The organism is Cytobacillus sp. BC1816 (assembly GCF_051353635.1).
Lineage (GTDB): Bacteria > Bacillota > Bacilli > Bacillales > Cytobacillaceae > Cytobacillus > Cytobacillus oceanisediminis_C.
In genome coordinates this window covers 2,021,159-2,033,988 of the sequence record NZ_CP195611.1, presented here as the reverse complement: position 1 = coordinate 2,033,988, position 12,830 = coordinate 2,021,159, and the positions used below count along the sequence as shown (strand labels likewise).

General features: G+C 38.7%; 12 protein-coding genes and 1 riboswitch. Of the genes, 1 reads left to right on the top strand and 11 read right to left on the bottom strand.

Going from position 1 to position 12,830, the window contains the following annotated elements; genetic code table 11:
* Positions 1-209: 209 nt before the first annotated feature.
* The 3 genes from ACR42H_RS10600 to ACR42H_RS10590 all read right to left on the bottom strand — a co-directional run bounded on the left by ACR42H_RS10600 (position 210) and on the right by ACR42H_RS10590 (position 1,824).
* Complete coding sequence (locus ACR42H_RS10600) at positions 210-581, bottom strand: DUF5367 domain-containing protein (RefSeq protein WP_436376007.1); 372 nt, start codon at positions 579-581, stop codon at positions 210-212.
* Between the two features lie 116 nt (positions 582-697).
* Positions 698-1,171 (bottom strand): AraC family transcriptional regulator, encoded by a 474-nt coding sequence (locus ACR42H_RS10595; protein ID WP_436376004.1) that lies wholly within the window; start codon positions 1,169-1,171, stop codon positions 698-700.
* Between the two features lie 122 nt (positions 1,172-1,293).
* Entirely contained in the window at positions 1,294-1,824 is a 531-nt protein-coding gene (locus ACR42H_RS10590; protein WP_436376001.1) for a cell wall hydrolase, read from the bottom strand.
* Positions 1,825-2,058: 234 nt separating this feature from the next.
* Between ACR42H_RS10590 and ACR42H_RS10585 the strand changes: the two genes are divergently transcribed.
* Positions 2,059-2,559: a GNAT family N-acetyltransferase gene (locus ACR42H_RS10585; RefSeq protein WP_436375998.1), complete on the top strand. Its 501-nt coding sequence runs from the start codon at positions 2,059-2,061 to the stop codon at positions 2,557-2,559.
* Positions 2,560-2,773: 214 nt separating this feature from the next.
* On the opposite strand, the gene argH is transcribed toward ACR42H_RS10585, so the two are convergent.
* The 8 genes from argH to glpT all read right to left on the bottom strand — a co-directional run bounded on the left by argH (position 2,774) and on the right by glpT (position 12,745).
* Positions 2,774-4,108 carry an argininosuccinate lyase gene (gene argH / locus ACR42H_RS10580; protein ID WP_436375995.1) on the bottom strand — a complete coding sequence of 445 codons (1,335 nt, stop codon included), beginning with the start codon at positions 4,106-4,108 and terminating at the stop codon, positions 2,774-2,776.
* Positions 4,109-5,632, bottom strand: a complete 1,524-nt coding sequence (locus ACR42H_RS10575) for a Na+/H+ antiporter NhaC family protein (protein ID WP_436375993.1) — start codon at positions 5,630-5,632, stop codon at positions 4,109-4,111. It abuts the gene before it with no gap.
* Between the two features lie 196 nt (positions 5,633-5,828).
* A complete protein-coding gene (locus tag ACR42H_RS10570) occupies positions 5,829-7,142 on the bottom strand; it encodes a hypothetical protein (protein WP_436375990.1) in 1,314 nt (437 codons plus the stop codon).
* Positions 7,143-7,462: 320 nt separating this feature from the next.
* Positions 7,463-8,464 (bottom strand): adenosine deaminase, encoded by a 1,002-nt coding sequence (add, locus tag ACR42H_RS10565; RefSeq protein ID WP_436375989.1) that lies wholly within the window; start codon positions 8,462-8,464, stop codon positions 7,463-7,465.
* 55 nt (positions 8,465-8,519) lie between these two features.
* Positions 8,520-8,619, bottom strand: a riboswitch (purine riboswitch).
* Positions 8,620-8,664: 45 nt separating this feature from the next.
* Positions 8,665-9,687: a multifunctional transcriptional regulator/nicotinamide-nucleotide adenylyltransferase/ribosylnicotinamide kinase NadR gene (nadR, locus tag ACR42H_RS10560; protein WP_436375986.1), complete on the bottom strand. Its 1,023-nt coding sequence runs from the start codon at positions 9,685-9,687 to the stop codon at positions 8,665-8,667.
* Positions 9,688-10,383 (bottom strand): nicotinamide riboside transporter PnuC, encoded by a 696-nt coding sequence (pnuC, locus tag ACR42H_RS10555; protein WP_436375984.1) that lies wholly within the window; start codon positions 10,381-10,383, stop codon positions 9,688-9,690. It lies immediately after the preceding gene.
* Positions 10,384-10,412: 29 nt separating this feature from the next.
* Positions 10,413-11,177 carry an NUDIX domain-containing protein gene (locus ACR42H_RS10550; protein WP_436375982.1) on the bottom strand — a complete coding sequence of 255 codons (765 nt, stop codon included), beginning with the start codon at positions 11,175-11,177 and terminating at the stop codon, positions 10,413-10,415.
* 200 nt (positions 11,178-11,377) lie between these two features.
* Complete coding sequence (gene glpT / locus ACR42H_RS10545) at positions 11,378-12,745, bottom strand: glycerol-3-phosphate transporter (RefSeq protein WP_436375979.1); 1,368 nt, start codon at positions 12,743-12,745, stop codon at positions 11,378-11,380.
* Positions 12,746-12,830: the final 85 nt, after the last annotated feature.

The window sequence follows — 12,830 nt, the reverse complement described above, 5'->3', positions numbered from 1 at the left end:
CCTATAATAGGATAAAGGACTTAATTGACACTATAGATTGTGCTTCTGTTTAGATATCATTGTAATATTCATTTAGCTTACTCCCAACTCTTTAAAGCGAATCCTATTAAAGACTCACATAAATATAAGCTGCCTTGTTGGCAGCTACTTTATCCTCTTGTTAATAAGCACTCCCCCAAATTTCGGCTTTTTCTCAAGGACCTCATGCATCATTTGTGGTTATACTTTATTGAAAATCCAGTTAATAATATCAGGCTATACGCCCAGAGCAGCCAGGAAGCGAATAAAGGAAGAGAAACATCAGTTAAATTTGGAAAAACTTTTGCAAAATAAATAATGCTTAATATATCCAGCAGCATTCCTGGAAGAGCGATTTGCACAGCTGCCTTTAACCGCTCTGTTTCTGGAATATTCCTAAAATAATAGTAAGGATAGGTTGCAATTGTAATTAAAGGAATTGCCAGAATAAAAATCGCAAGCACAAAAAATACCTGTTCCGGAATTAAAAAAATCTGCCCAAATAAACGGAATAATATTGTTGCTGACATCCATAATAAAACGCCCCATGCAATGTTAAGCATAAAATACACCTCCTGCAAAGATGTGCTTTATTATTCGCTGGAAATCGTTTACCTCCTGCTAATAATTGGTGAATTTTATGTAAAGATTCTTCAGGTGTTACACTGCATCAGGATATTCATTTTCTGACTGGTACATATAAATCAACCTTACATTTCCCCTCTTCATCTTCAGCGGGATTATTCAAATTAAACTCAAGGTTGTGCCGATCATAATCCGGTTCATAATCGCTATTTGGCAGCCATTCCCCAAACATGTATTGATAGGCACCATTCAATTTATCAGGTATATCATAGAAATGATACAGAGCATAATCTCCGCCAGGCAGCTTTCTAAATTTCACTTTTTGATGTTTTTCTTTATCAAAACCCTCAGGAATGGTAACGCAGGCATCGTGGCGGCAATCCTTGCTTTCCACCAGTTCAGGATTATCCAATGAAATGCCGATAAAAGATTGCTTTGGCGGCAACAGCCCATAGGTGTTTGCCCAGCTAATCAAATCTCCCCAATGATCCTGCAGTTCAAAATAACTTCCGGTACGCCTGATATATGCAACTTCAGTTTGGGGTAATTCCATTACAATGATATTCATTTTCACATCTCCTTTATGGAAGTATTTACCTCAAACAAATTTCGGCACCTTTTTTAAATTTCCTCCTCCCTTTGCTTTTTTCCAATAAAAAAAGCGCGCAGCTTTTATAACTGTACGCGCTTTTATATAGCAAATGCATGATTGCCGATTTTTTTCACAACTTCACGTGAAAAGATCCACTGGCTTGTAGCTGTTTCAGGATTATAAAAATATAGGAGCTCTTCGTTTTGCTCCTTATCCACAAGAGCTGTCTCAACGGCCTGAACTGCTTCATTACTTGCCGGTTCATTGATGGAACCATTTTGAACAGGTTCAAAAGCATTCTTTTGATAAATAACATCCTTGACTGTATCCGGGAATTGTTCATGCTCGACTCGATTCAGCACCACGTCAGCAACCGCAACTTTCCCTTCAAACGGCTCCCCTTCTGCTTCAGCCTGTACAAGTCGGGCGAGCAGCTTTTTTTCTTCCTCTTGGATAAATCGATGATCCGTTGATGATGACTCCTTCGCGTCAACCTCAACTTTTTTATATGTCAGTGTTTCTGCACCTTTCTGATCAACTGTCTCAGCATCGAAATGATCAGCAGGAAACACGCTATATGAACCCATAATGAGTGAAATGGCAGCAACAAACGTTACTAAATTTTTCATTTGTAAACCTCCTGTTTGTAGTTTTTTAGGCAAAAACAGGCCACTTACAAGGCTAACAGGTTTACACTGATAACTCATTAGTGAATCTATGGGAGAATTACCAGTCAAGAAATAAGAAAATTCAATTTGCTCTAATAATAAACTAAGTTGTATATTTGTTATAGCATGCCTTGAAAAATACATAATTAAACATAATGGTTAACAGCCTGGAAAATAAATGAGGTGTTAAATTAAATGAAAGTACTTGAAACAGATCGATTAATTCTTCGCTGGTTAACTCCAGATGATGCAGTATTCATTCTCGAACTTTTAAATGAACCTGCATGGATTCGTTTTATTGGCGATAAAGGTGTACGTACCCTTGAGGATGCTAAAAATTATATTGTGACCGGCCCCATGAAAATGTACTCGCAGATGGGCTTTGGCCTTTATATGGCAGAACTCAAGGAAGGAAGCACTCCTATTGGAATGTGCGGTTTGATAAAAAGAGATTCTTTAGAAGATGTGGATATAGGCTTTGCTTTTTTATCCAAATATCAAAATAAAGGTTATGGTTACGAGTCAGCCTCTGCTACACTGAGATATGGACATGAACAACTCGCTCTAAAGCGGATCCTGGCTATCACATCCCTGGACAATCATGCTTCCTCCAGGCTGCTTGAAAAGATTGGCATGGACTATGAAGGAACGATTTATTTGGATATGGAAGAACTTAAATTGTTTGCATCTAAATAATGAATTATTGAAGTATATTTTCTATCTTGAAAAAAGGAACCTGTCCTTTAGCTCATAACATATTTACTCAGCCAGGATCAGGCACCTTTCTTACATGAATAACGATCCTGCCCCTTTTAATAGGATCTTTCCAAAAAATGGTCAGGACCACACCAAGACGTTTGCTAATAGGTAAGCAAACAGGACCAATCCCTCTCAGATTGGTCCTGTTTGTTTAATTTTTTCCCAAAATCTGTTTGATAAGTTTTTTGTTCCCTTTGGTTAATATGTTCTCATAGTCAATGTATTCGTAAATATCGTCTGTTATGCTGCTGCTAAACTGTGCTAGCTCTTCGACCGTTAAGTCTTCAATCGCCATCTTTTGCTCTTCACAATAGATAATGAGCTTGCCGACGATTTCGTGAGCATCTCTAAATGCAGTCCCTTTGCTCACTAAATAATCTGCAACTTCGGTTGCGTTCAAGAAACCTGCTTTAATGGCAGCTTTCATGTTTTCTTCCTTTACCAGGAGCGTATCAATCATTTTTGACATAATTTCAATGCAGTCTATCACAGTATCGACTGCATCAAAAAACTGTTCTTTATCTTCCTGCATGTCTTTGTTGTATGTGAGCGGCAATCCTTTCAGTGTCGTAAGCAACGAAAAGAGAGAACCATATACTCTGCCTGTCTTGCCTCTAATAAGTTCAGCTCCATCCGGGTTTTTCTTTTGAGGCATGATGCTGCTTCCCGTTGAATAGGCATCATCCATTTCGATAAATTTGAATTCCTGGCTGCTCCAGAGAATGAGTTCTTCACTTAAGCGGCTTAAGTGCATCATTATAATTGAAAAACTTGACATGAGTTCTAGTAAGTAATCCCGATCGCTTACCCCGTCTAAAAAATTGTCTACCGGTTTAGCGAACCCCAAAAGGTCTGTGGTTATTTGACGGTCGATGTTGTGTGTTGTACCTGCCAATGCACCACATCCAAGCGGGTTTTCATCCAAAATGTCAATGGCATTCTGGATTCTCTTTTTGTCACGGCTAAACATTTGTACGTATGCACCCAAATGATGGCCAAATGTTATGACCTGTGCCCTTTGCAAATGTGTGTATCCAGGCATAATGACGTTATTATTTGCTGCTTTCTCATTTAACGAATTGATAAGTTGCTGAAGGACAGTCACCACTTCTCCGGCTTTATTTTTTGCATAAAGTCTCATGTCAATCGCCACTTGGTCATTCCTGCTTCTTGCAGTATGAAGTTTCTTTCCTATGTCACCAATTCTCTTTGTCAGATTCATTTCAACAAAAGAATGGATATCTTCATATTCGCCTTCCACTTTCAATGCACCAGACTCTATATCGCTTCTGACCGATTCCAGCCCATTAATAAGTAAATCACCTTCAGACTCTGTAAGTAATTTACATTTTACAAGCATTTTTACGTGGGCAATGCTTCCCGTTATATCCTCATGATACAGCCTATTATCAACAGGTAATGATGTATTGAATTTCTCCATGATTTCATCTTCACGTTTAGTGAATCGTCCGCCCCAAAGTTTCACTTATAATTCAACCCTTTCACTATGCTTTCTTGTGTGTATTTTGGATAATACAAAAACAGCTGCTATAAGCAGTACTATCGTCAAGATTAAAGTGAATGCACTTCCTGTGATCCCGGCAACGACAAATCCGATTAATGCAATCGATCCATTAATGAGTGCATATGGAAACTGCGTTTTTACGTGATCGATATGATCCGCGCCTGCCCCTGTTGACGATAAGATCGTCGTATCGGAAATTGGTGAACAGTGATCTCCGAAGATACCACCTGACAAAACAGCTCCTATACAAACTAACAAATGCGCATCCAGACCTACAGCCATGGGAATAGCTATTGGGAGCATAATCGCAAATGTCCCCCATGACGTCCCGGATGCAAGAGACATCCCCGCTCCGACTAAGAATAAGATTGCAGGTATGATGAACGATGGAACATTTCCTTTCATCGCCTCAACTATAAACCCTGCAGTCCCCATTTCATTAATTACTTTCCCAAGCGACCAAGCAAGGACAAGTGTAACTGCAACGTAAACCATTTTCTGCATTCCAGTTGTATAAATATCAATAATCTCGCCGAACTTTTTCACTTTATACATAATCATTAAGACGACAATCGATAACGCCGCAAATAGGTACGCAGCACTTAAAGAGACCCTGAATTCATTTCCTGGTACCGGCTCAAACGGGAAGCCGAATGAAATCAACAATCCAAAAAGGGTGATGAATAATACCAATAGCGGCAGCCAAATTAATACGGCATGTCCATTTTTTGTAATCTCCTCCACACCTTCTGGTTTTCTAAGAGGTCTCGACTCAGGCCAATACAGATTGCCTGTTTGCTGCACTCTATTTTCCGCCTTTGCCATCGGTCCAAAGTCCAATTTTGTCAACGCCACTAGAGGCACCATTGAAACGGTCAATAGTGCATAAAACTGAAATGGAATGACTTGAATAAGCGTACTGAATTCAGATGTGTTTATGTTCAGCAATTCAAATTCTTTTTTTATAAGCCCCATTATATATACGCCCCATCCGATGAATGGGATCAATACTGCGACGGGAGATGACGTTGAATCGATGATCCATGCAAGCTTCTCCCTTGAGATTTTGGCTTTATCGAAAATCTTTTCAAAAACTGGTCCAACGATTAGTGGTGTTCCCAAATCGGAAAAGAAAATTATAATTCCTCCAAACCACGCAGAGATTTGCGCTTTTGCTCGTGTGTTAATGTACTTTAGGGCACCTGAAGCAAGTGCTGCCCCTCCACCCGACTTCTCCATAAGTGCTACAAACCCGCCAATGAAAAATAATAAAACTAAGACTGCTGCATTGTAACTATCCGCTACTTGCGGAAATATAAAATTTCCGATTACTTCCATTGTCGCTTCGAAAGGACGGCCTCCCACAAGAATCAGGACTCCAATATACACTCCGGAGAACAGGGATACGATAACATTCTTTGTAAGTATTGCAAGAATTACAGCAATAATCGGTGGTATTAAAGACACCAGACCCATGTGATCCATAAACAAAATCTCCCCTTAAACTAAGTAATGTCGCGCTTTTTTTATACATCCTTTTACATAAGGGTAAATGTTTAATAATTACCCTAAATTAAATTATATTTAACGCTTCTATTAAACGCAATAACAATTTAAAATTTTTAGATAATTTTTCAGTTCCAATATAAAAAGACTGTTGAGGTGATTATTCCCAACAGTCTTAAACAATTTTATTTGGCGAGTTTGTCAGTTTGTAGACTCGTCTCGGTCTTCCCCTCGCCGGGTATTCTTCCACCCCGGTATATTCAGCTAAACCCGCATCACATAAACTTTCTATGAAACGTCTTGTATTTCTTTCATCCTTAGATAGTTGAATTGAAATCTCTTTGACTGTGAATTCCTTTATTCCTGCATTCCTTATTAAAGCAAATAGTTCGATATAATGTTTAACATTGATTTTCTCGTTTTTAAGTTTAGTCATAAAGTTTTTATCATTAAAAAATGGGAAATCAATCTTTTCTATGTTTTCACTATCTACTTCAACGACTTCACCATTTTCGTGAACAATAATAATAGAACCAAATCTCTCTTTGGATTGTTTTAGTGCATTGTTTGCATTCAGTTCCGCTGAAAATATAGTTTCGCCGAATCCTATGCCTACCCCCACCTTTAACCCAGACTCCAATATCAATTTGTTTACTGTCTCTTCAATCTTTCCTATTTCCCGTTCACTATCACCGCGAGAACTAAATATTAAATAGCGGCCCAGCCCTTTTTCAATTAGTGATCCATTCAAGTGTTCACTTAGGTTTATTAAAATCTCTTTTAATTTCAATTCCATATACTGGAGCTGATATGTTTGTTTTGAACTTTTGAAGTGATTTTCCAAATGTCCCATTTCAAATAGCTGAACAGCAACTTGGGACTCCATAAAGTAAAAAGTCTTTATTTTTTCAGAAAGTATGTTTAATGTATGGCGGATTTCAATATCACTTGTTGAAATTCGGAATGCAGGAATACTCATTTCTTTTAGTTGTAAATATACTTCTTCAAAGCAAGTGATTGCTCCCTTTGTCTCACCATTTTCCCATAAATGTCTGTGGAAACCTATTAATTCTTCTGTCGATGTTTTTTCGGAAAAAGTTTTCACATAAATCTTTTCGGGTTTAATATTGAGTTGGTTAAAAGCAGTCTCTAAATGACTTTTTGAAATCTCATCTATGCTAAATTGATCTAAAAAAGAACCCGTTTTGTATGCGAACTCCAAAAGCCCTTTGAAAATTCCAGCTTCAGTGTGGTCGATATAAATTTGTTTTTCAGTATTTCCTGCCACTTCACATGCAATGGTATAAGAAATTTTCCCTGAAAAAATCCATAAATCAACATTGTTATTATTATTTTTTATTATCTCTTCAGTTTCCCGCACTTCTTTATACGGATACGTTAAATAAATTACATCTAGCTTTAAACCTTGTGCGATATGTATGATTCTTTCTACTGAGGATTGTGGACCGACGACCCCCACCCTAAACATGAACAAGCACTCCTTTAATAATAGCGATACAATCTTCTTTCCAGTTTAATGATACACATTATTCTGTAAATAATTAAGTTTGATTTTTATTTTTTATACTTCACTTCTATTCCTTAATCTAAATTTGCCAAAAGCAGATGGACAGTTAAACAATAAAAACAAAGGTATGTTAGATGAACAGGTCAGAAAAACAAAAAGATCAGACAAGCTTTAAAGGTGCCTGCCCCGATATTCATTCATGTCCAACAAATTATCACGGCGTGAGTCAGGCACCTTTAATTGCACAAGTTGTTTTTCTCTTTTATTAGGCAATATTAACTTTAAATGTCCAGCAGATATTTCCTCAGTATTCCTTTTATCTTTTCATCCGCAAAAGAAGCATCCACACTATTCATATATATATGTTTATAATCCTCAGCACTCATAGCAAATTCATTTGAGACTATATCACATTCCTTTGCCATCGTTGTATCTGATACCGTTCTGTTGTCCGTATTAACTGTTACTTTTATGCCATCCTTATGGAAGTCGTAAATTGGATGATCGCTGAATTGGTTAACAGCTTTGGTTTGAACATTACTGGTTGGGCACATCTCAAGTACCACTTGTTTTTCCTTCACAATTTGGTATGCCTCTTCACAGTCTTTAATAAATACACCGTGTCCAATTCTTTCAGCTCCTAGCCATTCAACGGCCTCCAGCACATTTTTACCGATTCCCGTTTCACCGGCGTGGATGGTGACTTTGTATCCATATTCTCTGGCCAGCGCGATCGGTTCAATGAATTTTCCGCAGAAGCCTTCCTCTTCGGATGCACATAAATCGATGGCAACAACCCCTTTTCCCAGAAATGCCTTTCCTTTTTCGACGACCTCAAATGCACTTTCCACACTCATAGTTCGCATGCATGACAAAATGATATTTCCTTTAATGTCAAATTCCTCTTCTGCTTCTCTCATCCCTTCAATCACACTTTGGATGATTGCTGCTACGGATAATCCCTTTCGCGTATGAAGTAATGGGGCAAAGCGTACCTCCATGTATTTCACATTTTCCTTTGCTGCATCTTCAAAGAGCTCAAAGGAAATTCTTTTTAAATTTTTCTTTGACTGCATGACTAAGTTAGGAATGGAGAATCTTTTTAAATATTCATCCAAGGATTCGCAATCCAACGGGGCAATTAGTTCTTCTTTGATTTTTTCTTTATCAAAAGAAGGCAGGCTGATGCCCTCTCTCTTCGCGATATCTATGATGGTTTCTGGCCTGACACTCCCGTCCAAATGACAGTGAAGTTCAATTTTAGGCATAATAACAAAATTCATAGCTGGACCTCCTAGATTTTTTTACAAAAAAAAATTCCTGATTACGAAGAAAATACAGCACATGTATCTTCTTCGTAATCAGGAATTATTGGTTCCTGGTAGAGACCTCCAAACCATATTATTGGAGTTATACGAATGAAAGTATTTCATTAGGTTTTTTAAAAGGATAAATAATATTATCTTTTTTGTCAATCACTTATTTAAAATTTTAGCAGCTCTTCAATATGCCCTATTGCACTAAGAAGCCGTTCCTTATAATCTCCGCTCAGAGTTTTGTAATCAACCTTATGATTGTTCAGCAGTGTTTTTAGAGCATCGTTGTTTTGGAGCCTTACCTCGTGCTCTCCATGAACACGAAGTCCATCATCTACCCATTTCACATCAGGTTCAAGGTATAGCCACAGGTCATAATCCTGGAGGCTCGCTATTTCATCCAGCACTGTTTGATGCTCATTGTTGTATAGATTTGAGTAAAATTGAGTCACAATTGCCTCTGTGTCGATAAAAACAACCCTGTTCGCTCTTTCAATCGCTTTAATTTCTTCAAGCTTATGGCCATAAGCAATTTTGTGGTAATCTTCCTTAACTATTATACCTTCACAGCCGCCTAGTTCTTCGCATACAATTCGGCCATATTCCTCAACATAGGAAGTATTATAGACTTTAGCAAGATTTCTTGTCAGGGTAGATTTCCCGCAGCTTTCAGTTCCCACGACAACAACCTTTTTTACAAAATAAGGTTTAACAAAGTCAGGAATGTACCCCCAATGATGAAAGACGCCTTCATTACGGATCGCTGTTGCCGATATATTCACATGTCCCCGATTTGGATCAATCAATTCGTGTTTCGCATCAGGATAAAGTTCATTAAAGATATCGCTATACTCATACTCTGAACTAAATACATAATCAATGCGCTTTCCAATTGCCTTTTTAATTTCCCTGGCACCTTCAGCCCAATTGTAATCTTCATTCCCCTGATCGTCTTTAATGGAAATGACCTTCACATGCGGCATATCTTTTGTTAATTGACTCAGCCAGCGCAAACGGATATGAGGCAGAATATAATCCATTTTAGAATGCTGGCACAATTGCCTGTCACGCATTTCGCTATGGGACAGAACAACGTACAGTTCGTCAACGATGGATGAGGCCTGCACGATGGCATAGACGTGGCCAAGATGCAGCGGGAGAAACTTGCCCCCAATAAACCCGACTGTCATTTAAACCGCCTCCTTATTCTGTTTCACATATAATTTCCGCCAGTTGATATAACCATAAATGCTGTTGACCAGGAAAGCAGTCCACATGACTAGCATCGAAAAGTCATTGCCGCCCTGTGTGATGAGAGCACCCGCCCAAAGAATAATCGATAATACATTAACCGAAATCCACAAGAGCCATTGCTCAGCAAATCTCTTTAGCATTAATATTTGCGCTGTTATTGAAAGGACATTTGTAGCTGAATCCGTCCAGACAAAATTGCCCTCTAAATATCTAAGGAAAAACCCGTATCCAATTGTAAGGACGACAATGGATACTAATGTATAAAGCCAGCCCTTTTTTGTCAGACTTTTAACTTTCACATCTTCCCCTCTAACATCCCGATTTGTTTTATGCTGTCTCCACAGATAAATACCGATAAATTGCACCGGAAAATAAAACAGGGCATTAAGCATGGCTTCACCATAAAGCCCATAACCGTAAGCAATATAAGCATAAGTTAAGGTCTGCACGATGCCAAAGTAATAGTTTGCAATCTTCCCCTTTGCCACCAGCACCACACATAACATGCCGCTTATGGATGATATCAGGCCAAGCAGTGAATCCGACCAGGCAAAGAAAAGATAAATGTTAACCAATGTAAAAGTGATCAGCCATATCATTTCAAACCGCGTCCAGTTCTTAAAAATCCCCATGTGAATCTCTCCCCTTATATGATTTCCTTTCAACCTTGCAGCTTATTTCTATACACGGACACAATCGGCTGGAAGTCATTAAATCGATAAAGCTGAGCCGGCGTCTTGGAATATCGGTTCGATTTCTTAGGCTTTCCTTCTTCCAATACCGCTTCAATAAAAGGCAGTGTCGGTGCTTTTCTGAAAAAGGCAGCATCAGTCGAGATCGAAGGATCATCCAAAACTGTCAATAAGACGCCCTGAAGTTCAGAAAGCACAAATTCCTCAGGAAGAAAATGCTTAGCAAGTGTTGTGAGCGCCATATCTTTTTTAATAAACCAGAGTGCATCATCCATAATGGTCCGATGATCGAATGCAAGATCAAGTTCAAGTGCTTCTTCAAGAGTAAACAGCCCAATTTCAGAAGCATCATAAGTCTTTTTCCGGCTGCTTAATGCCGCTTCATTTGCAGTGACATAATGTGCATTAGAAATAATCCATCCCCGCAGATCCCGCCCGGGAGAATCATAGACACCAAAATGCTTTATTTTCAATCCTTCCACTCCGGTTTCCTCCGCTAACCTTCGTTCCGCCGCCTGAAAAGCTGTCTCTTCGGGACGGACAAATCCTCCCGGGAGTGCCCACTTCCCTGCTTCCATGTTCGAATTTCCTTCATGGTCCAGCTCACTTCTTTTAATCAGCATGATTTTCAGCTCTTTTTTTGGAGGTTTATACTCTCCAACTTGTTCAGATGTGATTGTAAAAACGGCAATATCACTTGTATAACCGTCTGGGGTAATAAATTGATTATTCAAATTGGTTCACCTCTTTTTTAATTAACATTTTGTTAATTGTTAATTAAAATATATTCCATTATTTTCTGTAAGTCAAGATAATTTTACAAAGAGGATTTCTTTTAAGAAAAAGATTCCTATTCCCTCATTCATTTACCTTTTACCGCAGATTTGAGTAAAAAAAAGAAAGTGCCTAATCATTAGACACTTTCTTTTTTATCTTAATGTTGGTTTTTAACTACTTCTTGACCACGGACATTCCACGTTACAGCGAAGATTATGGCTGCAAGGACACAAGATGCTGTTAATAGCATAAATCCTGCATCCCATCCAGATGCATCTACAATGACACCCATTAACGCATTAGCTGTTACAGTACCTCCGAGGTAACCAAACAATCCAGTTAATCCTGCTGCAGTTCCGGCTGCCTTTTTAGGAACAAAATCAAGTGCTTGAAGGCCGATTAACATTACCGGTCCATAAATAAGAAAACCGATCGCAATCAAACAAATCATGTCGATCGTTGGATTTCCTGCCGGATTAAACCAGTAAACAAGAACAGCGATCAATACTCCCAGCATAAACACAAATCCTGCAGGACCGCGGCGCCCTTTGAAAAATTTATCTGAGATCCAGCCGCATAATAGTGTTCCCGGTATACCCGCCCACTCATATAGAAAATAGGCTACGCTGGACTTGCTCATATCGAAGCCTTTTTCTTCGCTCAAATAAGTTGGTGCCCAGTCCAGTACACCATATCGGACGAAATAAACGAAAATGTTGGCAATAGCAATGGCCCAAACCCATTTATTATTTAACACATACTTGAAAAGAATTTCTTTTGTTGTTAATTCTGTTTCAAAGGTTTTCTTGGTTTTACTTGGATAATCATTGCGATATTCTTCAATGGATGGCAGCCCAACCGATTGAGGAGTATCACGAATGAGGAAGTAGGCAATGAATGCAACAATAATGGCTACAAGTGCAGGTAATATAAATACACCTTCATAGCCTGAAGAAGAGCTTCCTGCTATACCTGCGAACATCGCTGCACCCGCCACGGCAAGAGGTGCCATTAGCCCCCCGCCGACATTATGGGCTACATTCCAAACGGCTGTTTTGTTTCCTCTTTCATTGATGCTGAACCAGTGTACAAGAACACGGCCAGATGGCGGCCAGCCCATACCCTGGAACCAGCCATTTAAGAAAAGCATAATAAACATAATAGCAACAGATGAAGTAAAGAAAGGTATAAACCCCATTAATAAAGAAAGAATAGCAGAAAGAATTAACCCTGCAGGCAAGAACATCCTTGGATTACTCCGGTCTGAAAAGGTCCCCATGACAAATTTACTGATGCCATAGGAAATAGAAATAGCAGATAGTGCAAAGCCAAGTTCAGTTTTGGAAAAACCTTCTTCAATAAAGTACGGCATGGCCAGTGAAAAGTTTTTCCGGATTAAATAATACGCTGCATAACCAATGAAAATTCCCAGAAATACTTGAAATCTAAGTTTTTTATACTCAGAATCAATTTGTTCTTCAGGCAATCTTTCAATTGGGGGAGCAGGCTTAAACAGTTTGAACATTCAGGTTCCCCCTAAGATAGATTTGACAACAATATTAACTGCTAAAAAAACAAAACCCATACTTTAATAACACTTCCAGGAATGA